Source organism: Hungatella sp. SB206, from assembly GCF_051132295.1.
Taxonomy (GTDB): domain Bacteria; phylum Bacillota; class Clostridia; order Lachnospirales; family Lachnospiraceae; genus Hungatella; species Hungatella effluvii.
Map to the genome: position 1 here is coordinate 6,677,892 of NZ_CP096603.1, position 23,015 is coordinate 6,700,906.

At 50.9% G+C, this 23,015-nt stretch carries 16 protein-coding genes and 1 pseudogene; 6 read left to right on the forward strand and 11 right to left on the reverse strand.

Translation table 11 applies throughout. The annotated features are described in order from the left end of the window. Nucleotides 1-7 precede the first annotated feature (7 nt). The 10 genes from M1L66_RS29750 to M1L66_RS29795 form a co-directional block, all read right to left on the reverse strand. The gene (locus tag M1L66_RS29750) at nt 8-472 is read right to left on the reverse strand and encodes a RidA family protein (protein ID WP_187020281.1); all 465 of its coding nucleotides are present in this window, start codon (nt 470-472) and stop codon (nt 8-10) included. 35 nt (nt 473-507) lie between these two features. Next, nucleotides 508-2,103, reverse strand: coding sequence for an N-acyl-D-amino-acid deacylase family protein (locus M1L66_RS29755; RefSeq protein WP_434689223.1), 1,596 nt, complete (start codon nt 2,101-2,103; stop codon nt 508-510). Then, on the reverse strand, nt 2,100-3,215 hold the full coding sequence (locus tag M1L66_RS29760) for an alanine racemase (protein WP_434689224.1): 1,116 nt from the start codon (nt 3,213-3,215) through the stop codon (nt 2,100-2,102). Before M1L66_RS29760 ends, M1L66_RS29755 begins: the two co-directional genes overlap by 4 nt. Before the next feature lie 15 nt (nt 3,216-3,230). After that, nucleotides 3,231-5,717, reverse strand: coding sequence for a beta-mannosidase (locus M1L66_RS29765; RefSeq protein ID WP_434689226.1), 2,487 nt, complete (start codon nt 5,715-5,717; stop codon nt 3,231-3,233). Nucleotides 5,718-5,729: 12 nt separating this feature from the next. Further along, the gene (locus tag M1L66_RS29770; protein WP_187020288.1) at nt 5,730-6,575 is read right to left on the reverse strand and encodes a carbohydrate ABC transporter permease; all 846 of its coding nucleotides are present in this window, start codon (nt 6,573-6,575) and stop codon (nt 5,730-5,732) included. A gap of 2 nt (nt 6,576-6,577) precedes the next feature. Next, a complete protein-coding gene (locus tag M1L66_RS29775) occupies nt 6,578-7,522 on the reverse strand; it encodes a carbohydrate ABC transporter permease (protein ID WP_187020290.1) in 945 nt (314 codons plus the stop codon). Nucleotides 7,523-7,674: 152 nt separating this feature from the next. After that, the gene (locus tag M1L66_RS29780; RefSeq protein ID WP_187020291.1) at nt 7,675-9,036 is read right to left on the reverse strand and encodes an ABC transporter substrate-binding protein; all 1,362 of its coding nucleotides are present in this window, start codon (nt 9,034-9,036) and stop codon (nt 7,675-7,677) included. A 243-nt stretch (nt 9,037-9,279) separates the two neighbouring features. Further along, nucleotides 9,280-11,664 carry a glycoside hydrolase family 9 protein gene (locus tag M1L66_RS29785; RefSeq protein WP_434689229.1) on the reverse strand — a complete coding sequence of 795 codons (2,385 nt, stop codon included), beginning with the start codon at nt 11,662-11,664 and terminating at the stop codon, nt 9,280-9,282. A gap of 245 nt (nt 11,665-11,909) precedes the next feature. After that, nucleotides 11,910-12,650, reverse strand: a complete 741-nt coding sequence (locus M1L66_RS29790; RefSeq protein ID WP_434689231.1) for a 6-phosphogluconolactonase — start codon at nt 12,648-12,650, stop codon at nt 11,910-11,912. A gap of 50 nt (nt 12,651-12,700) precedes the next feature. Beyond that, nucleotides 12,701-13,642 (reverse strand): ROK family protein, encoded by a 942-nt coding sequence (locus M1L66_RS29795; RefSeq protein ID WP_187020296.1) that lies wholly within the window; start codon nt 13,640-13,642, stop codon nt 12,701-12,703. A gap of 220 nt (nt 13,643-13,862) precedes the next feature. Between M1L66_RS29795 and M1L66_RS29800 the strand changes: the two genes are divergently transcribed. The 4 genes and pseudogenes from M1L66_RS29800 to M1L66_RS29815 all read left to right on the forward strand — a co-directional run bounded on the left by M1L66_RS29800 (nt 13,863) and on the right by M1L66_RS29815 (nt 17,865). Next, a complete protein-coding gene (locus tag M1L66_RS29800) occupies nt 13,863-14,903 on the forward strand; it encodes a LacI family DNA-binding transcriptional regulator (RefSeq protein WP_434689234.1) in 1,041 nt (346 codons plus the stop codon). Between the two features lie 137 nt (nt 14,904-15,040). Further along, nucleotides 15,041-15,709: a helix-turn-helix transcriptional regulator gene (locus tag M1L66_RS29805; protein WP_187020299.1), complete on the forward strand. Its 669-nt coding sequence runs from the start codon at nt 15,041-15,043 to the stop codon at nt 15,707-15,709. A 23-nt stretch (nt 15,710-15,732) separates the two neighbouring features. Then, nucleotides 15,733-17,079, forward strand: a complete 1,347-nt coding sequence (locus tag M1L66_RS29810; protein WP_434689236.1) for an MATE family efflux transporter — start codon at nt 15,733-15,735, stop codon at nt 17,077-17,079. Nucleotides 17,080-17,229: 150 nt separating this feature from the next. Further along, nucleotides 17,230-17,865, forward strand: a pseudogene (locus tag M1L66_RS29815) (Fic family protein). A 79-nt stretch (nt 17,866-17,944) separates the two neighbouring features. Here the strand turns inward: M1L66_RS29815 and M1L66_RS29820 are convergent. Continuing rightward, nucleotides 17,945-19,477 carry a DUF4127 family protein gene (locus M1L66_RS29820; RefSeq protein ID WP_434689238.1) on the reverse strand — a complete coding sequence of 511 codons (1,533 nt, stop codon included), beginning with the start codon at nt 19,475-19,477 and terminating at the stop codon, nt 17,945-17,947. A 296-nt stretch (nt 19,478-19,773) separates the two neighbouring features. On the opposite strand from M1L66_RS29820, the gene M1L66_RS29825 reads away from it, so the two are divergent. Next, nucleotides 19,774-20,964, forward strand: a complete 1,191-nt coding sequence (locus tag M1L66_RS29825) for a GNAT family N-acetyltransferase (RefSeq protein WP_434689240.1) — start codon at nt 19,774-19,776, stop codon at nt 20,962-20,964. A 12-nt stretch (nt 20,965-20,976) separates the two neighbouring features. Then, complete coding sequence (locus tag M1L66_RS29830) at nt 20,977-22,905, forward strand: family 20 glycosylhydrolase (RefSeq protein WP_434689242.1); 1,929 nt, start codon at nt 20,977-20,979, stop codon at nt 22,903-22,905. The last annotated feature ends 110 nt before the right edge of the window (nt 22,906-23,015 follow it).

The window sequence follows — 23,015 nt, forward strand, 5'->3', positions numbered from 1 at the left end:
CTGTTACCTATTCTTCGATTTCGAAAATAGCCTCTGTCTCCACCGGAATATTCCCCGGCAGCACGTTCATGCCTACTGCAGATCTGGTAGGCGCTCCCGCTTCCTCGCCAAATAAATCCACCAGAAGCTGGGAACCTCCGTTTGCAACGTATGGCTGCTCATAAAAATCATCCTCGCTTGCCACATAAACCAGGATCTTCACAACCTGTTTTACCTTGTTTAAATCGCCGATGCGGTCCTGTAAAACAGCCAGAACATTTAACATGGAATTCCTGGAGAATACGTACGCCTCTTCCTTTGTAAATTCCTTGCCAACCTTGCCAGCCACCTGACCGTCGATTACCGGGCCGCAGCCGGAGATATAAACGAGATTGCCTGCAAACATTCTGGAGGATGAGTAAACGCCTCCTTTTGCAGGTGCCTTCGGCAGTTCCAGACCTAATTCTTTTAACTTTGCATATACATCACTCATGATTCATTCCCTCATTCTTCTGATTTTTCGTTATACTATAATTTTATAACACTGCCGCAGTTTCTTTTCAATATCCTATCGTCTGAAACGGCAACCGTTCCATCTACCATAATCATCTGAAATCCGCTGCACAGCTGTTTTGGATTTTCGTAAACCGCGTAATCCCTTACCTTTGCAGGGTCAAACACGTTAATATCCGCATGGTAACCTTCTTTTATCATACCCCGGCCATCGAGGGAAAGCCTCTTCGCAGGCAGAAGCGTCATTTTTTTAACTGCTTCCTCCATTGTCAGAACGCCGCGTTCTCTGACGTATTCCCTGATAATCTTCGGGAAGGAACCGTAAAGTCTGGGATGCGGACAGTCGCTCACGCCGTACAGGGAATCCGAAATTACCATGGAGTATGGAAGCCGGGCTACCGTATCCACATCCTCCTGGGACATGGAGAGAACGATGATTCCCACCTTTCCCTGTTCCTCTGCCAGCAGGTCGCTGCAGAAATCAGCCGGCTCTTCGTATCCGGCCTGGAATGCGGCTTCCCGGAAATTCTTTCCTGTGAACCTGCGGTTCGCCTCCTTCGTAACGGAGCTAAGAAGAATACGCTCCCAGCCTATGGCGGTCACCATGTTGTCCCAGCCTGTATGCTCCCGGTAGATCTCCCGCCTCAGTTCTTCCTTTCCGCTTTCTGTCTTAAGCTTCTTTAAGGTCAGCTCCACGCTGTCTTCCATCACGGAAGGAGGCAGAAGGCTGATCAGCGTGGTGGAACCGCCGCAGTAGGGATAGAAATCCACAGTCACATCCTGGCCGGCCGCTCTGGCCGCGTCAATCAGTTCGATCGCCTGATAGATCTCTTTGCCCCAGTTTTTCACTCCGGTTGCCTTGAAATGGCTGATATTCAAGGGGACCCCGGCTTCCTTTGTGACCTCGATAATCTCCTTCACAGAAGAGACCAGGTTATCCCCCTCACCTCGAATGTGACAGGACAAAGGGCGTCCGAACGGTGCGGCTGCGCTAATCAGCTCCTGCATCTCGGCTCGGGCGGAATAGCATTCCGGCTGGTACATAATGCCCATGGAAAGGCCCGCGGCCCCAGCCTCAAGCCCTTCACGGATATAGGCTTTCGCCTGGTCCATCTCCTGTCTGGTAAACGGACCTTTCCCATATCCCTTGATTGCCGCCTTCAACGTCCCTGTCGCAAGCAAGCTGCCCACATGAAGCGGAAGCTCCCGTTTCCCCAGTTCCTCCAGATAATCGCCAAACCGTTCGATGGCCATCTCCTCAGGCGCAATACCGAGACACGGCTCGATAAAATCATAAATATCCCGGCGGTACTGTTTTGGTGCCGGAATCGGCGCCAGACCACAGTTTCCTCCAATGACCGTCGTAAGGCCCTGAGCCATCTCCAGTCTGCCGAATTCAGGATTATACAGGGCATCGATATCACAGTGTCTGTGGGTATCGATAAAGCCCGGCGTCACGACAAGCCCCGACGCGTCGATGACTTCCGCTGCGGCCGCTTCCGTGCTCTCTGTCACCGCCTCGATAAATCCATCCTTTATAAGCACATCTTTCCGGAAAGGCGTACCGCCGCTTCCGTCATAAACCAGTCCATTTTTTATCAGTGTTCTCATACCAGCATCCCTCTCGCAGCCACCACTTCCTGACGCAGCGCCTCCCCGTCATAGAGATAAACTTTATTCTGCATATTGATGGCGGTGCAGACGTGAATCGGAATCAGTTCCACCTTGTCGCCGACCTTCAGTCCGGTGTCTCCCTTTTTGCTGGTGATAATTCCGTGTTCCTCATTCATACGGCGAAGCTGAAGATCATCATTTCCGGCAACCAGTGCGTATCCGGGGTAATAGTAGGGAGCCGTATCGAGAAGAATATCCATGGGAAATGTCTTCGTGCCGCCGTCGATCACCGCATACTCCCTGCATGGCGTACTGACCACTGTGGCATAGATCCGGACAGCAATGTCTTCCGGCTCAGCAGCCCCCTCCTTGCACAGCATGTGATCCTTGAAAATATAGGTGCCCGGGCGAATCTCATCCACCTTTCCCGTCTTCGCAACCTCCACGCCCGTAGGTGTGGAGCCTGCGCTGATCTCGGCAATGGGAACGCCAGCCTTCCTGATCTCTTCCGCTATAGCCTCCATCATATCGCCTTCCTCGGCTCCCGCGATGACCTTATCCTCGGTTGGCTCATCGTGATAAACCAGACTCTTAAAGGTATAAATACCAGTCAGATTCAAATTGGAAAGCTGATAGACTTCCTTCGCCAGTTCTGCGGCCTTTGTTCTCTGGACGCCGGTCCTCTTCGCTCCGGTGTCCACTTCCAGCCGGACCTCCAGGGTAATACCGGCGGCCTTTGCCGCCTCATTAAGCGGCACCGCGCATTCCATGCTGTCCACCGCCAGAATCAGGCGTTTTAAACGCCCGGCCAGTGCGATGGCTCTTTTTATGCGGAAATCACCAACCATGGGGTAAGCGATAAAAATGTCCTCCGCTCCCCCATCTGCCATGACCTCCGCCTCGGAGACCTTCGCACAGGTGATGCCGGCGGCCCCGTGAGCCAGCTGCATTCTGGTAAAAAGCGGCATCTTGTGCGTCTTGATATGCGGTCTCAGCCTGCATCCGGCCACATCCGCTTCCGCCTGCATCCGGATCACATTCTTCTCCGTCCTGGCCATATCAATGACAATGCAGGGTGTCTCCAACTGATCCAGTAATTCTTTCTGCATACGTTCTTCCTCCCTTTAAAAGCTGTCTGCCACACTCCTGATGTGAAGTGCAGCCGCCACTTCCTCCGCCGTTACCTGGTTCGGGAATTCCTTTTTATCCACATTTATATCCACGCCTTCTTCCGATGTTATGTCGAAGAAATTGTCTTCCAATACCACATCATACCCATCCAGGCTTAGTTCCGCATAACTCACATACGTATCAGCGTCTGCGTGAATACAGAATACATCCGCCTTCTCTGTCACGGAAATCCGGTACTCCGGAGTCTTGAAATCAAAGTATTTCGGCTTCACAAACAGCGTGGTTCCGCGGCTTACTGCACAGCCATCCTCGATCAGACTGTATTCCGCCACCGCCCTCTTTTTCATCCCGGCCTCTGCCAGGAAGGGGGCGAAGTCCATGGGAAGCACGTTCTTCACTTCGAAGGCCGCCGCCGTGATTTCCGTTTCCGTCTCATACAGGGTATGGAAATCCCGGTCGATGAGGCGGACCCTTAATACGGCCTTCCTCTCCTCAAAGGATTCATTATGAATGTAATAGTCAATCTCTGTACTCAGTTCTTCCTTCTCACAGGCAGTAGCCATGAAACGGGCATAGAACCGTTTCGCTCCGTAATGCAGCGCTTTCCAGCGGCCATAGTAATCAATGCTGGCCCAGGAAGCCACCGGCCAGCAGTCATTAAGCTGCCAGTAGATAGAACCCATGCACCGGCCCCAGTTCCTTCTCCAGTGTTCCACGCCGTACTGAATCGCCTTCAGCTGGAGAATCTGGGAAATATAAGCGATGCTCTCCATATCCTTCGGATACTTATAATAGCCGGAAATATAGGAGAATATCTTGGTATTTGCAAGGCCGTTCTTCTGATGAGATTCCATGACCTCACTGAAGATGTTCTGATCCTCCGGAAGGCTGAAACTATCCAGCGTCTTCTTTCCGGGGAATGACTGGAAGCCAAACTCCGAGCAGAACCGGAAATAAAAATCCCGGTACTCCGTAAACGGTTTGTTTGAATGCCACACTTCCCAGTAATGGTTGTCGCCCCGGTTGAAATCATTGGGATCATCGAATGAACCGCCTGACGATGGAGAAGAAAGCCAGTAATACGTCTGGCCATCCACCTGTTTTACCAGACGGGGCAGGAGCATTTCAAAAATCTTCGTGTAATCCACCTTGTATTTCGGTCTGTGTCCCTCCAGACGGCCCCAGTCACGCCAGCCCCATTCCATCTCGTTGTTGCCGCACCATAAGCCAAGGCATGCATGGTGGCGGATTCGTTTCACATTATCGGCCGTCTCAGCCAGAATATTAGCTTCAAATTCATCGTTTAAATTATAGACATTGCAGGCGAACATTAAGTCCTGCCAGACCAGAATTCCGTAACGGTCACAGGCGTCATATACGTAGTCCTCCGGATAGTAACCGCCTCCCCAGATCCGGATGCAGTTAAAATTGGCCCTGGCGCAGTCACGGATCAGCCGTTCACTGCGTTCCTCACTCAAATGGCCGAGGAGATTGTCTTCCGGTATGTAGTTGGCACCCATGGCAAATATCTTCTGGCCATTGACCACAAAGGCAAACTGGTTCCCCCACTCATCCGCGTCGGTGCAGACCGTGACGGTCCTTAAACCAATCGTTCTCTCCCACACATCGAGAATAGAATCCGACGTCCTTAACTCCACACGGACCGCGTACAGCGGCTGCGCGCCGTATCCGTTCGGCCACCACAGCTGCGGGGCTTCGATCAGGGCTTCGATGGTATCATTTATGCATAACTCTTTTTCCACGGATATCACGGTTCCGTCCGGTGCTGTGATTTTACATGCAAGCGTACCACTTCCAGCCGTGTCACTTTCGCTGAGCTTCCTTACACTGCTTTCAACCGACAGCTTCACCCCGCCGGCTCCGTGTTCCTGGCGAATTCTCACATCATCGAGACGGGCGGTTGAAAAGCCGGATAGATAGACATTTCTGAAGATTCCGGCATCGGGAAGCTGAGGACCCCAATCCCATCCGAACATATAATGAGCCTTTCTGAGCGCTCCGTTTCCTTTCATACAGCCGGTAGACGCATAAAAGATATCGCCCTCCCGGTCCGCCTTTTCGATAAAGGCGGTGGGGGAATGGAACGCAACAGCCAGCCGATTTACAGCCTTTAACTTTCCCTTTACATCAATTCTCCAGGTGCGGTGCATATCATTTACCGCGAGGAGCAGTTCGTCGTTCAAATAAATGTCCGCGATCGTATCAAGTCCCTCGAACACAAGGCACTGTTCTTCTTCCCGGAAAAAGCTTTCCGGCACTTCAAACTCTCTTTCATATCGGTAATCCCTGCGGGAAAGCTCCCTGGTCTCATACTCATTCGTCCGCCAATAGGGATCTTCTATGAGACCGCCATCCATCATATCGGTCAAAACAGTTCCCGGTACAGTTCCTTTATGCCATTCCTTCGATTCCATATCGCACCAGTTCCAGGTGCCATTCAGTGTAATTCTATGTTCCATAATCTGCTCCTACTAGCCCTTGATACCGGACGTTGCAATACCTTCTACGAAGTTCCTCTGGAAGAACAGGAAGAAGATTACGACCGGAATTACGAAAATAGTCGCCGCCGCCATAAGGTGCGTCCAGTCAACCGAGTATTGGTTTAGGAAACCCTGAAGACCTAAGGACAGCGTCAGTTTTTCTGTCTTGTTGATATAAATAAGCGGCGCCAGGTAATCGGACCAGGCATTGATAAACGCATAGATACCGACGGTTGTCAGCGCAGGTCTTGAAAGCGGAAGTGCAATGGCGATGTAGCGTTTAAATTCACCTGCGCCGTCAATCTTTGCCGCCTCCATTAAGGAGTTGGGAAGACCCGCAAAAAACTGTCTCATAATAATGATGTAGAACGGGCTGCCAAAGAATGTCGGCAGAATCAGCGGTACATATGTATTGGTGAAGCCCAGTCTGGACCAGATTTTATATAACGGGATCATGGTTACCGTATAGGGGATCATCATCGTTCCCATAATCAGAGCGGATATGATGGGAGCGCCTTTCCATTTGATCTTGGCAAGAGAGTAGGCTACCAGAGGGGTAGCTATCATTTGTCCCACTACGGAAAGCAGCGTGATAAAAATGGTATTCATCATATATCTGACATAAGGAATCTTCGCCATGGCCTCCGGGAAATTGTTCCAGATGATCTCTCTCGGGAACAGTCTGACCGGCAGCTGAAAGGCGTCCGCGTTTGTCTTAAGGGCCGTCGTCACCATAATTAAAAACGGTGAAAAGAAGACGAGACTCAGCACGATGACAAGTACATACTTCGGAATCGGTTTTAAACGTTTTTTATAATACGCACTATTGTTTTTCATTCTTATTCACCCCCTACGCCATTCTCGGATACCTTCTTCGTGATCCTGGTCATTACCAGCGTCAGTACAAATACAATGACAAACAACAGCCATGCCATCGCAGAAGCCCGCCCCATCTTCATATAGGAGAAAGCCGTATTAAACAGATACAGAGGATACATTAAAATCGAGTTGGCCGGCCCGCCGCTGGCATTGCTGGCGCCGCCGCCGGAGCTTGCATTAATAATAACATATACCTGTGTAAAATACTGGAACGAGTTGATGATATTCAAAATCCCCTGATAAACCAGAACCGGCGCCACACACGGCATCGTAATCCGGAAAAACTTGTCAAAGGCATTGGCTCCGTCAATCTCGGCAGCTTCATAATAGCTGTTCGGCACATCCTGAAGCGCCGCAAGGCAGATCAGCATGGTCGTACCGGTACACCAGGTACCCATTAATACCAGCGCCCACTTCGTGTAGGCCGGATTAACCAGCCAGGACGGCCCGTTGATGCCGACCATCTCCAGGACACGGTTGATATAGCCGTATGTAGGGTCGAACATCCAGATCCATACCATGGTAGCCGCAACCATCGGGATAATGGAAGGCATGAAGAAAATGGTTCTCGCCACACCCCTGCCCTTAAACTTACTATTTAATAAGGAAGCAAGGAGCATTGCAATGAATAAGTTGATGGGAGTGGATACAAAGGCCATGAACAGAGTATTTCTCAGGCTCTTGAAAACCAGCGGGTCCTGGAAAATATACTTGAAGTTCTCAAGGCCGATCCATTCCGGCGGCTTCACCGGGTTAAAGGACGTGAAGCTGTAGTAAAACGAGGTGAGCAGCGGTATCAGGCTGAAACATACGAATCCAATAATCCATGGAAGTGCAAACAGAAATCCATTGATATTGTCCCGCCGTTCTGATTTGCTCATTTTCTTGGCAGTCGGTTTTGACATTGGACTACTCCTTTCTGATGTGTGAGATCGCAAAAACGATCCGGATATCAGTACTTATTCAGCTGTATAGCTGAATAAATACGAATATCACATATGTGCTGCGGCATCATATGTGATATTCTGATTGTCACGGTGACCCGCTGAGTTATGGGTTACTGAAGCATCTTTGCCTGATCGGCAAGGCCCTTCATGGCCTCCTCCGGCGTCTGCATACCGTTGTAAGCATAGTCAAGATACTCTTCAATTAAGGAAGTATATTTTGCAAGATCTTCAATCTTCGCATACTGAATGCCGTTTTCTGTCTTAAGCGCTTCAATAAACATATCGAAGTTCGGCTGTGCCAGAATATCCGGATCATCATATAATGCAAGCTGTGTCGGCAGGTTTGCCATACCGATTAACAGTTCTTTTGTCGCCTCAGAGTTTGTGAAGTACTTAACGAAGTCCCATGCTCCCTCTTTTTCATTCGCTACGACCGGAATGCTTAAGGAGTTGGTCTCATAACGGCTGGTTCCTGCGATCTCCGGATGTGCTTCGGTTCCAGGGATCAGCGCTACGCCATAGTTCACATCGGAGTTGAAATTCTTCATCATGGCTGCCATCCAGGTTCCGTCAAAACGGAATAACTGCTTTCCGGCGAAGAACATATCGTTCTCTGTATAACGGTTGGTATTGGCGGTTGCTACGAATTCCTGAACCTTCTCAATTCCGTACTGGCTTCTGAAGTCGATGTTCATCTTAAGACTGTCGAGGATCGCCGGATCATCCGGTGTTAAGGTTAATCCGTCATCTGACCACCACTTTCCGCCGAAAGCGTAAATCAGTTCCTGTCTTGCACTTGCCAGCGGGAATAACGGATAGCCGAGTCTTGTAATGGTCCCCTTATCGTCAACCTCAGTGGCCTTTATCGCCATCTCATACAGTTCTTCCATGGTCTTCGGAGGCTCTGTGTAGCCGATCTCCTCAAGAATGTCCTTATTATAGAACATCTGAATAATCATGGATGCCAGCGGGGCGCCGTATACGGTGCCGTCAAGAGTGTTGGCTTCCAGGGATTGGTTTGAAAATACGCCCGGCAAATCGTAATTATCAGCCGCCGCCAGATCGGAGATGGATTCTACCAGACCGTTGGTGGCGTAGGAAAGAACATCCTGGTTGGATACCTCAATAACGTCAGGCGCCTCATTGCCGGAAATGGAAACGATGATCTTCTGCTTATCGGATACGCTTAACCCCTCTACAAAGTACTTATCCTGGCTCTCATTATAAGCCTTAATCGCATTCTCAAAACAGGTTGCCTCATCACCTGTATGGGAATACCAGAAAACAACTTTCTTTCTGTCACCACTCTCTGCCTTTGTATCCCCCGCTGCCTCTCCGGCTGTTGTCTCTTTTGCGTCTCCGCCTGCAGCCGCAGTGGTGTCAGTTGTGGTGCTCTTTCCGCCTCCGCACGCTGTCAGTGAGGTAATCACCATAGCAGTCGCCAGCAGGCAGGACATAAATCTCTTCTTCATTTAATTCTCCTCCTTTTCTTTGCATAAAAGCAGTTATTAATATTCTTCATATTTTTCAAACTTTTTTTATGCTTTTTCAAATCATTTTTTCTTTTGGTGGTTTTAGAATATCATACTTTTTGTTAGTTTTCAAGTATTTTTTTTCTTTTTATTCAGCTTTTTTATCACTTTTTTTAATTAACCGCTTACTTTTTTTAATTCCTCCTCTTTTTTTATATGTTTTTTAGTTTGCTATTTCATACTTTATGTCTGATTTTTGTATATTTCCGCAATTATTCCAAACAATTTGGCAACTGATGTGACCCAGACTTCTTTGTAGGTAGACTGGTTGCCGCCGGGCCAGTAAGGGACATCGGAATTGCCGTCCGTCTCGATTCCCACGGGCAGCTGTCCCACACAGGTACCCGGAAATGTGGAGAAAAGCTGCTGATATCCCCTGCCTGCACCGTACATAAGAGAGCGGCCGAATGGATTCTTGCCGAACAGCCAGTCCGTCTGGGAGGCCGCGGCCTTCATCAGAAATGTATCCTTTAGATATCCGCCCACAGCAGCCGCGCCTTTGGCCGCGGACAGCATCACCGCCGTATTTCCCCGAAAGGAAAACCATACCGGGAACTGGCGCACTCCATAGCCCGTTTTCACTCGTGTTCCCGCTTTCACCTGAAGCGTGTGATTATCTTTCTCTGTCTCATAATCCGCCTGCAAATGAAGCAGGTGGAAAATATCCGGATCCTCCGCTGTCTCCGAATAGAGTCCGGCCGGAAACATTTCATAGGGGGAGGCATACCCCAGCAGATTCTTTAGATATTCTCCGTACAGGCGGATTCCCTCTTCCCACAAGATCTTGTCGGGATGGTGTTCCAGCACACGGCACAGCAGTACAAGGGCCGTGGCCGGAACGTGTTCCCTGGCCTGGTGATTGTAGTGGATGATATCCTGATGGGTCTCGTCCCTGTAGAAAAAGCCGCGCATTCCCGTCTTTGAGGAATCCTTTTCCTGACAGTCCAGGAGTTTCCTTCCATACTCTGCCGCCGCCTCCGCGTACGCCTCCTTCTCCGTCACTTTCCAGATTCTGGCGGCGGCGGTCACAATCTCTCCATAATAAAGCGCCGCAGAGGAAGAGTATGTGTGCTCCCACGGAAGAGGCAGTTCCATGCCATGGGTCCGGTAGCGTTCCTGTGCAAATCCGAAGTCCTCCTCTGCCGCCCCCGCACACCGCCAGGCCAGCTCCCGGTCGTAATCGCCCAGACACTCGGCGGCCAACGCAAAGACTCCGGCGCAGATAAAATTCTCAAGGGCGTGGTTATGAACCCGCACGTTGGAAGCGTCATCGTCATTGCCTATTTTTCCATCGGTCCACCGGATCAGGCCGAGGCTGGTGGCCCGGTAACCGTCTCCGAATCTCGTCCGGAAGATGAATTCAAGTCCCCACATGGCCTCTTCCATCAGTCTCTGGCAGAGCAGCGTGCTCTCTCTTCGCTCTGCAGCCAGCTCCAGAAGGCTCTCTACAGTCTCCGCGGTCTGGACCGTCTGCTGGGACATGTCGCCCGCGTCGTGCCATCCGCCGCAGTAGGGAAGCTTCAGGCCTTTATGCTCCGCGTATGTGTCCATGTGACAGAGGCCATGCTTGCCTGGAACCGGATAACCGCACCGCTCGCAGAACAGGAAGTTTATTCCTTTCCACGTTACGTCCTCCAGAACACCGTCCCTTATCGGGAACCAGTCTCCGGCCATGCCGCCTGCACAGATTCGGTATTCCCCCTCCTGTATCAGCTCTGAAAAGTCCGCGATCTGGAAGTTTTCTCCCTTCCAGGCCACATTTTCCAGACGTTTCTCCAGACAAATCTGTCCCTTTCGGTCCTCAATTGTAAATGTATCCGTATCCGCTCCCGCAGCCAGCACCGCCTTCTTAGATGCACCTGACTCATAGCCGCAGGTGGAATAGCAGAATCGATTTGACTCCGGGAGCCAGCCGCTTTCCTTTCCCGGATTTTCCACAGCCTCCAGCCAGATTTCCTTTACATAGAAGACAGCGTTCTCGCCGCTGGCGGTATCCCGGCCATTGATCCGGTAGCGAAATCCAAATCCGCTCACGCAGTCCCGCGGCAGAGACGGGAACTCCCATATACAGTCGTTCCACTGGTGGTTATTTAAGTTCATCATATGAAAACCCTGTCGACGGTACCGGTCCGGCACTTTGCGCTCTCCGTCATTTTCCAGATACATGGAGAGACTGACCGTTCTCGATCCGTCGCACTCCGGCCTGATCAGGGCGCGTACGCGGTGAAACGACGTCCAGTCCGCCTCCTTCACCGGAAATGCCGCATGAATATGGCCGTAATATGCGCAGTCGCCATCCTGCGGCATCCCTTCGGGCCAGCACGGGCACAGGAGAGGGGCCTCCATAGCCAGCATATTTTCCGCTTCTATCCGGACAGTTTCCACCGTTCCGCGCTCCATGGACACAGGATTGCCGCAGCAGCCCTCCCCGCCTCCGCTCCACACGGCCCGCCTCGCTGTCACCTTTTTTTCTCTCTCCGTCTGTTCCAGAGATGCTTCCTCGTGGAGAGGCAGCGGTCTGTGTATGTAACCACTCTCCATCAGTTCCTGCTGAAACTTTGCATTCATCCGCATATTCCGTCCTTTCTGTCATCACTCCGCAATTCGCCGGGAATCCGGGATTTATATTTCTGTAAAGCTTAAAATCTGGTAACACTTATAAAGCTAATGCTGTACCAGTACAGCATTGCGTAAGTTTCGGTGAATTATGCACTTGATATTGGCGTCAGGGGCGCGTCCGCGAAGCGACGGCGTAGTGGACCCTACGTCTAGCTTCGCGGGCGTGGTCCTGGCGTGAATAGCGAGTGCAGAATTCACTGGAACTTGCGCAACGCTGTACTGGCTGCCTCACGATCCAAAAGCACCTCGCAGTTCGGATGCAGCTGAAGAATGGAGGCCGGTACCGCTTCAGTCACAGGTCCTTGCAGGGCCTGTCTTATAATCTCCGCCTTATGTGCTCCCTTTGCCGCCAGAATAATCCGCCTGCTTTGCATGATCGTCCTGATCCCCAGTGTCAGGCCGCCCAGCTCGTGCCCGTCGGGCACTCCCGTCTCTCTTCTCACCCTTGCCTCGAATATCTCGTCCATAGGAGATACCCAGGTATCGCTGCCAAACGGTGTTCCCGGCTGATTGATCCCGATATGGCCATTCCAGCCGATGCCCAGTATCTGCAGATCCGCACCGCCGTGTTCTCTGATACTGTCCTCGAATTTTCTGCTTTCCAGTTCAAAATCATCACTCTCTGTGAGCGGCATTAAAAAGCGCTCATCCGGCACGCCTAAATGGTCCAGCAGCTGGCTGCGTATCATGGCATAGCAGCTGCCCGCATAGCTCCGCGGGAGATTCGTCAGTTCATCTACGTTAAAGAACACGGCTTTCGAGACGTCAAAGGGATGGAGCTCATACAGCTCGCTGACAATTCTGTGCATATTTGTAGTCGTCTGCCCTGTGGAAAGGCCGATTACGGAATTCTTCTTCTTCAGAATCTGTCCGATAATTCTCCAGGCAGCGATTTCGTCAAATTGTTTTTCATTTTCTGCAATAGTTATCTTCATGATTTATTCTCCTGTCATTAAATGCTGTTTATTCGTTCCCTTTCTTCCAACTATTCTGCCTTCAGGCACCCTACGGCCGCCGCACCGATTACACCGGAAAAGGCTGCATCGAAGCCGGATACCCGGAATCCTTTTGATACGTGGCGCATGGTCACTTTCTCCAGGAGATTTTCCACACGTTTAAAAAACCACGGATCTGACATCAGGCCGCCTCCGGCCACCACCATATCGGGATCTGACATGCGCACCAGATTCATAATGGTACAGCTGAGCACCGCAGCGGCTTCCTCCGCAATGGAAAGGCAGAAATCATTGCCCTCCCGGGCCAGCCGGAATACGGCCGCCGCCGGATATCTCCCGTTCCGTCCCAGCTCCAGGAGTTCCGCCGGAGCCTCCGCCTGCCTCTCTTTGACCATTTTGTGAATTCCGATTCCGGAAGCCGTGAGTTCGCAGCAGCCCCTTCGTCCACAGACACACTCTCTGCTGCTCCTGTAATCCACAACCATGTGCCCGATTTCCCCGGCATCACAGTGGGCCCCATGCAGCACCTTTCCGTCTATCACGAATCCGGCAGCCAGCCCCGTTCCCGCATTCACATAGATAAAATCGGAACAGTTCTTTCCCTCGCCCCACAGAAGCTCCGCCGTTGCCGCACTCCTGACATCGTTATCAATTCCCGCCGGCACTCCCAGCCGATCGGCAGCCATTTGCGCCAAAGGAATTGGAATTCCTTTTTCATGATTCACAGAATGCCAGATTCCATTTCTAAAATCGCTGATCCCTACTATGCCGATACCCGCTCCCCGGATTCTGTCCCCCGGGGCTTCCTCTGCCACATAGTTATCGAGACACTGAAGCAGATGAGCCGCTATTTCCTCCTGCCCGGTCAGCCCGGTCGGATATCTCCTGTAGCGCAGAAGCTCTCCATCCTCCCGGACCTCTCCGATGATGAGCTTCGTTCCCCCATAATCCATTCCCAGATACGTATTCATTACCGTTACTCCCTCTCTAAGCTTGAATTTTATGAAAAGGTTTTCATATTTTTACAATACCATCCGGTTATCCGCTTGTCAATTCGTGATATCACATAAATTTGATCCCGTATTTTTGTGAAAAGGGTTTCATTGCAATTTCATTTCGTTCGTGATATACTGGGAGGACCCCCGGTTCTTTATTCGTGGGAAACAATCAGATCTTTAGGAGGGGCAGATTATGAAATCAACGATTACAATTACCCAGATCGCCCAGGAAAGCGGCGTCTCGGTCGCCACCGTCTCCCGTTTTTTAAATGGAAAAGTACCGGTCTCCGCTGATAAAAAAGCCCGGATCGAAGCGGTTGTCAGGAAATATGATTTTACGCCCAACGCACTGGCACGCGGGTTAATATCGAAGAGAACCATGACGCTGGGTGTCATTTTGCCGGATATCACCAATCCTTATTTTGCGACCATTTTTCAGGAAGTCCAGAGATGCGCCGCTGAGGAGGGATACTCCGTCTATCTGTGCAACACCCGTTTTCACCACGGAGATGCCCCAATCGACGAGACCGGATATTTCCGTATGATGATGGATAAAAAGGTGGATGGAATTCTGATCATCGGCGGACAGCTGGACATGGTCGAAATCACTCCCGCCTATAAAGAGGCACTGAACAAGCTTTCAGCCTCGCTCCCCGTCGTGGCGGCAGGCCGGGAGATTCCCGGCGCCGGCTGCATCTTTATTGACTCAGAGAACGGAAGCGGCGTCACGACTGCCTACAACTACCTATCCTCACTGGGACATAAAGATATCGCCTTCGTCGGAGGCCAGCCCGGCGTCACCATTACAGAGACCCGCCTGGAATCATACAAAAAAGCTGCTGCCGCATCAGGCCGCGGGGTACGTGAGGATTTGATATCCCTCTCCGACTACTATCTCCCGGATGGATACCAGGCCGCCGAAGCCCTTATATCCAGAAATGCGCCATTTACCGCCGTAATCACCATGAACGACAATGTGGCCCTCGGCGCCATCCGCGCATTCGCCGACCACGGTCTCTCAGTCCCGCGCGACGTGGCCCTCATCAGCTGCGACCGTTTCTACTTCGCCGACTATACGATCCCCCGCCTCACCAGCATCCATCATCACAGCCGCCGCTGGGGACAGATGGTCGTCCGCACCCTGATCCAGGCCGTCCAGGGCTCCACCGAAAACGCCCGCATCACCTTCCCCCCGGAACTGATTATCGGTGAAAGCTGCGGGTCACATCTGTAGCATTAGGTTTCGGTGTAACCTTCATACTTTTTTTCTGATTTTTCTGTTGTTAGAAAACTTTTAATATGATATACTGAATTTACAAACAGTATTTGGAACTATATTCTTATTTTTTTTCATATTTGAGAGGTGATACGATGAAAACCCTTGATGAAATTATGCCAGTACTTCAGCAGCTCCTCACATTAGTGGAACAGCACTTTGGCAACAAATGTGAAGTCGTGCTCCACGATCTCACGAAGGATTACAACCATACTATTGTCGATATCCGCAACGGAGACATTACGCACCGTTCCATAGGCGGCTGCGGAAGCAACTTAGGACTGGAGGTCCTTCGGGGCACCGTGCTGGACGGGGACCGTTTTAACTATGTTACCACCACACAGGATGGAAAGATCCTGCGCTCCTCATCCATTTATCTTAAAAATGATCAGGGAGACGTCATCGGATCGATCTGTGTGAATCTGGATATCACGGAGACGCTTCAGTTTGAAGGCTATTTACGCCAGTTCAACCAATTTGATAACTTTACCTCCAACGACGAGGAGATTTTCGCTCCCGACGTGAACAATCTTCTCAGCCATCTGATTCAGATGGGACAGGAACAGATCGGAAAGCCTGCCCTGGAGATGAACAAAAACGAGAAGATCGAATTTATCCGTTTTCTCGACCGAAAGGGCGCGTTCCTCATCACAAAATCCGGGGAACAGATCTGCGAACTTTTGGGAATCAGCAAATTCACTTTTTATAATTACCTCGAAATCAGCCGCAGCCAGTCCGATTCTTCTGACAGCGACCAGACCTGACAGGACATGCGGGAGACTGTAATATGAAGGAGCGCTCATCAACTTCACTGACTGAAGGGCCCATCACCCGGTCGATTCTGCTGTTTACAGGCCCCCTCATCATCGGGAACCTGTTCCAGCAGCTTTACAACACCACGGATTCCTTTATCGTAGGCAATTTCGTAGGCAGCGGTGCGCTGGCCGCCATCGGCGCCAGCGCCCAGATTATCAATCTGTTCATCGGTTTCATCATTGGCCTGACCACCGGTGCGGGAATCATCATCGCACAGTATTACGGCGCAGGGGATGGCACCCGTCTTCACTCAGCCGTCCATACGTCCTTCTGGTTCTGTATCCTGGGAGGAATTCTGGTTTCTATCGCAGGCTGTCTTCTCTCCCCCCTTATTTTAACTGCCATGAACACCCCGGCCGAGGTCATTCCCGACGCAGCCATCTATTTGCGCATCTATTTCCTCGGGGCACTCTTCAATATCCTTTACAATATGGGAGCCGGTACGCTGCAGGCGACGGGAGATACGAAGCATCCGCTCTACTATCTCTGCCTTTCCTCTGTAGTCAATGTGGTGCTGGACATACTCTTCGTCACCGTCTTCCACATGGCGGTGCCTGGGGTTGCTCTGGCCACTTTAATCGCCCAGCTGGTCTCGGCTGTCTGTGTGTTATGGAAGCTGACTCATACCGATGATATATACCGTCTGGTACCTTCACAGATACGTTCCGACCGGGCCATGCTGGTAAAGATATTAAAATTCGGCATTCCCACCGGGCTTCAGACCGCCATCACCTCCTTGTCCAATGTCATTGTACAGAGTTATTTGAACGGCTTTGGTTCCCTGGCCATGGCTGGCAGCAACATTTACGGGAAGGTAGACAGCTTTGCTCTGCTCCCCGCCAACTGCCTGTCCCTGACCACGACCACCTACATTGCTCAGAACATGGGGGCAAGAAAGTTTGACCGTGTGAAGAAGGGCTTTAAAAGCTTTCTGTGGCTCGGCAACCTCTACGCAGTCGTCATGGGAATCCTGCTCTGCTTCTTCAGCGCAGGCCCGCTCCGGCTCTTCACCTCCGACCCGGAGGTCGTCCATTTCGGAGCTATGATGGGACAGGTTCTCGGACCGGGTTATATTCTGCTGATTACATGCCAGATCCTGATCGGAACCGCCAGGGGCGCAGGGAATACGTTCAGCACCATGCTTCTGTCTATCCTGAACTTATGCGGACTCAGAATCCTGTGGCTGACCATCATGATCCCCCTCTTCCCATCTATCTACACACTGTATCTCGGCTATCCCGTCACCTGGGGAACCGCCGCGGTCTGTATGGGAATCTACTACCGCAAAAAAATCAAACCGCGCCTCGGGCTGCCCTGATTTTTCTTTCGTAAAACTCCCCGAATGAATCCGTTTATAATTCTCGGGGCATAAATTTATTTACCTGATTTAAGGGAAAGCAATCCTTGTAGATTGATCTTTCCCTTATTTTATATTAGTATTTAAGGGAATTGAAAGGAGACTAAGGGAATGAGAGAATTCAACTACTCACAAATCAGAGAACAAAAATGGGACTCTGACATCCTTGGATATATAGCAGCCATCTATAAAGAATCATGAGAGTTTTGATGTTATTCCGAATTCCAGAAACTGCATTCTGCAGCTGCACAAAATCATGTACAGCCACATGAATAACCCGATTGCAGGACACACAGAAATTTTATTTACTCCACTTGCTCCCTTCGAAACGCCGGAAGCCCTTGATAGAATTTGCGAAGAATATAATCGAGTCATCGGAAACATGGAAGTTGAGCCCTTGATTGCAATACCGGTATTTATTCATGACTTTTTATGCATCCATCCCTTTAATGACGGAAATGGCCGAATGAGCCGCTTACTCACGACACTGCTTTTATACCGAAATGGTTTTTATGTTGGAAAGTACATCTCACTGGAGTCTAAAATTGCACAGAATTACCTGCGATTGACATGGTAAGAAAAGCAACTCAAAACAAAATCGGAAGATTTAATAAGCAGGATATCCGGGAGCTGTGCCCGTCCCTAAGCATCAGTTCCATTGAGGGTTCTTTGTGAAAGCTGGTAAAGTACGGTGAATTAAAACGTGAAGGCGCAGGAAAAGCAACCTGCTACATTCGATTGAAATAAATGATGGAAGATGCGTATTTTTGCGATTTGACTGCCAGGGCAGCTCTCCCTTAAATACCGCATCTTCTTTTCATATCAATTATACATAATATATTTGAATCTCAACCTCAAACATCCGGTTCCATGGCATCCAAAGGTCAAACCGGTACGGTTCCTGCGGAAAATACTTCGCCTGGAACTCTTCCAGCCGTTTCTTCACAATTTCCCGAACGACCGGCTCCTTATCTCTTAAATCGAGACGGTTCAGAGCCGGATCAATATCCGTCAGATGATTGGTCACATCTCTGCGCACCTCCGCCATATAGCCCCAGTCCTCCAGATACCGGAAGAACAGGAATTCTTCGGACGCTTCCCGCACCGCCTCCGATAAGCGCCCCAGCTTCTCCGCCGCGTTCCACGCGCACAGATGGGACAGCACCGTTCCAAGGGTATTGGATGAGGTGTTCCATCCGCCGTAGGCGGCCAACTCCTTCAGCATGTCCTGCTCATATAGAAACTGCATCAGCGCCCGGTCGGCCCCATTGGGAATCGCGCAGTCGGCAATTCCCACTGCCAGCCCTTTTTTCCTGTATTTCCTGATTCTTGCAAGAAATGCGGACAGGTTTCGCTCACTCTCCAGAATAATATCGTCGGTAAGGATTTCCTTTTCCAGCTTTAAGCTGAATGGTGTAGGCGGATTGACCGCCAGTACGAAATCCACCTCCGCAGACGTCTCTGCCTCGCCGCATCCGGCTGCCAGCAGGTGGGACAAAACCGTCTCACCGATACTGCGGTCCTCATACGATGGAATCTGTGTCTTTCCGCGCAGGGAGGAGTAATCGACGTAAACGGCAGGCGCCAGACCGCTCTGCCCATTGACCGCCCGGGCAAGCAGCGTACAGCCGATCTCATCAGCCCCCGGATACATGGCAATACGGGAAAGCAGATTTTTCTTTGCCATAACGGAGCTGAGTTTTTTCCGTTCAGAGGGAGCGTAACCGTACTCCCGGCAGTCGTCCAGAGGAATAATCATATAATCGATGACGCCCTCCTCCACCAGTTCGATGGAACGGATATGGTTGTTAAAATTGATGCGGCGGCGCTCTAAGAAATCGTTTAAGTATTCCTCCGGCACTTCCCGGCAGATGGTCTCCAGTTCTTTCAGTTCCTCCGGAGACGCCGCCTTCACCGACTCCTTATCCCGGATCACGCCGTAACGGAAAATGCGGTAGCCATAATCCTCATAATAATCCGGTTCTTCCCCGCTGCCGTCCCTGGCCGGCGCCCGGGTAATCAGTTGAAAACCGTATATCTGAATCCCCGGCTCCAGCCTCTTGATCTCCTTTAAACGCTCCAGCCGTTTAGCACAGACCGCGTCCGGCAGGTGATGGAGCCTCGACGGCACAATCCCTCCGTACAACAGCATATCCATGGATACCACGAGATGGGAAGCTCCTTTTACCTGTCCTTTGGTCCATTCCCAGACAGCCTCTACGTCAGCCTCCTTTTTAAAGTCTCCCAGAATCTCCTTTGGCGGCATACTCAGCTCCAGCCCGCTCATTCTTCCAATATAGTCCGGATAAATGTAATTGCAGGGCCGCTCGTCCAAAGGGATAAATACAATCTTTGACATATTGCATCTCCTTTTTCATACTTTTTTTAATATTTTTCTTTATCGTACACGTTTCTCCAGTTTCTGTCAATATAGTCAATATGCCGTATTTACCCGCCTCATCTTATGGAATATTCCTAATATTTTTGATTTTTTTACTTTTATATTGTGTTACATCCTAAATTGTGCTAACATGGATGATATCTAAATTTTAATCTGTTTTTATGTCTTTTTTCATACTTTTAGGAATATTTTTCTTTTGGTGTAACCTGATAACAGCAACAGGATAACAGCAGTCAAGAAAGGAGATTTGCCTCATGACAGTCTATTGCAAGGGCCAGCCGGGAGAACTTCCGGAGATTCTGGACTTTATTAACATGGTATTCAGCATGCACCAGGCCCCTCATAACTTCCGGACCCTCTTACCCAAACTTTACGGTGCGGACCGCCAGACTGAATGGTGCCACTATCTGGCAAAAGAGGACGGCAAGATAAGGGCCGTCGTCTGCGTTCTCCCCATCACCCTGGAGCATGGCGGCCATACGATCACCTGCGCCACCGTGGGCAGCGTCTCGGTCCATCCTTACAGCCGCGGAAAAGGCTATATGAAGCAGCTGATGGCTATGGCTGCCGAAGATATGGAACGCCAGGGCATCACCCTAAGCATTCTGGACGGCAGGCGCCACCGCTATCAGTATTACGGCTATGAGCCCGGCGGCCACTATCTGGAATACCGTTTCAACGAGGATAACTTCCGCCACTGTGCGGCCCGTTATCCTGATCCCCCACTCACACTGCGCCCGGTCGCGGCCGGGGATACCGAACGGATTGGGGTACTGAGCCGCATGTATTCCGAGCTTCCCGTACACACCTCCCGCTCCGTCCAGGATTTCTTTAATATCTGCACCAGCTGGGGCAGCAACCTGTACGCAGTGGATATGGAAGAAACTGAGAATCCGGCAGACGCCTCGGGTCTGCAAAAATCCGCACAGCCCACAGCCGGTTACATTTGCGGCACAAAGGACCATGTCTACGAACTGGTTCTATCGGATGAAACACTGCTCTTCCCGACTCTGAAAGCATGGTCCTCACTCCAAGGCTGCGAATCATTTACGCTGGCGGTCCCTTCCTATGATACGGAACGAATCCGGGGAGTGTCCGGTTTCTATGAGCGTTTTTCGGTGCGGGAAGAAGATAATTACCGGATTTTCAACTACAGCGACGCGATTCGGTTCTTCCTTTCCATCAAATCGGAGACAGAGCCTTTAACTGACGGCCGTCTCGCACTGAAAATCGGCGGCAGGCCTGCATTTGCCATAGCAGTCTCTTCCGGAGTTATCACCATAGAGCCATGCTGTGACACGCCGGATCTCTGTTTGAACGATGTGGAAGCAGTGGATCTCCTGTTTTCTCCGGCCTCGTTCTATGGCCGAGATCCGTCCTCCCCACTTTTTTCCGTAAACTGGTTCCCGCTGCCGCTATCCGTCTCTCACCTTGATAAATGTTAGGAGGTATTTACAATGTACCGAATTTTCCCATCACCGAAGCGATGCACGTTTTATCACAATACGCTGTCCTGCACCAGCTGCGGCGCCGTGACAACAGCGCCTGAAATCGAGGAATCCTGCCAGGCTGCCGGCTTCGATCCAGCCCCGCTACTGGCTTCTGTATTTCCAGGTGGTTTTTCGCCGGAAGGGATCACACTGACAGCCGAGTACGTATCGTGTGCGCCGGAAGGCTTTCAACTGAACATCGCTCCTTCCGGTATACGGATCTCCTGTGGAGACGGCGCCGGATTCTTCTACGCACTGGGTGTGCTGGTTCAGCTGGCTGCCCAGGCAGGCGGTACCCTTCCATGTGCAGAGATTGCAGATGAGCCTGTCCTTTCTGTCCGGGGTATCATGCTGGATATTGGTCGTGACAAGATACCTTCCATGGAGACACTTCGTGGATTGATCGATTTATTTGCCTCCATGAGAATCAACCATCTTCAGATGTATATGGAGGGATTCAGTTTCGATTACGAGGATTTCCACTACCTCTTCACCAACGAAACACCCATGACTCCAGCGGAATTCCGGGAACTCTCCCTGTATGCCAGGGCACATTTTATCGATCTCGTCCCCAATCAGAATGTTCTGGGACACATGGAGAAATGGCTGGAGAAACCGCAGTTTCGCAGCCTGGCTGAATGCGAGGACGGCTATATCTTTGAAAATCTCTTCTGGCGCCCGCCGATGACCCTGGATGTCCGTGACAGCCGAAGCTTTGAACTGGCGGAAACGCTCCTGGGCACGCTGATGGAGGCCTCCGTCTCCAACTACATCAACGTCAACATGGATGAGCCCTTCGAACTGGGCATGGGAAAAAACAAGGAGGCCGCAGAAAAGGAAGGCCGTCTGAGCCTGTACTTTGAATATGTGGAAAAGCTTCATGATTACTGCACCTCACAGGGCAGGAAGATGCTCATGTGGGGCGATGAAATTCTTCATCACCCGGACTGTGTATCCCGTTTTCCAAAGGATGCGGTCCTGTTGGACTGGATCTATGAGGGTGACGCCCATTTTGAGGACCACGCCAAACTGATGCAGAAAACCGGCTTAAACTACTGCCTCTGCCCCGGAACCAGCTCCTGGGGTTCCTTAACAGGCCGTTCCGACAATATGGCGAAAAATATCCGGGATGCTGCCTCCTGTGCCATCCAATATGGCGGGCGCGGTATTATCACAACTGACTGGGGCGATCTCGGCCACTGGCAGTACTTAAGTGCCAGCTATCCAGGATTCGCCTATACTGCTGCCTGCTCCTGGACTGGCCCCGAAAGTGATTCCGATTTAACGGCCTGGTTCTGCAACCGTTTCATCTATGAGAGCCCCGCTGAAAACGCCTTCCAGGCCGCCTGGGATCTGGGCAATTATTACCACCTGGAACATGCGCCGCTGTACAACACGACGCTGGCGTTCGCAGTCATGTCCAGCAAATACACCTTTGAATCCATAGAGGAATTTGATGCAAAAATGGAGCGGCTCCTGACACTTTCCGCCAACATTGCGCGGACGAACTCCATTCCGCCGAGAGAACCGGCTATTCGAATTGATTTTACAGCTATGAAAGAGTATTTGGACCGGGTGGAGACGGAAATTTCCGATATTTCCCTATGCTGCGCCGATGCCGCACTGATTCGCGCAGAGATGACAAATGGCCTGCGTATGGTTCGCCATGGACTGCATCTGTATCATACGATGACCGCACTCCGGGACGATCCGGAAGCATTTTCCCGGGAGATGGCGGTACTCTTCGATGACCTGGACGAAATACTGAAGATTCATTACTCTCTCTGGACAGCCAGAAACCGAAGCGGCGGATTCCAGAGAAGCACAGCTCACATGAACCACCTGCTGTTCTTTTACAAAAAGATGCAGAAAGAAAGCGGAATCTCCGCCAAATAGATGGGAAATACCGTCCGTAAAAAGAGGATACCGTCTAACGTTCCAATCAACAAAACCCCCGTTTGGGAATTCAACATTCCAAAACGGGGGTTTTTTACTGTTTTCCAGCC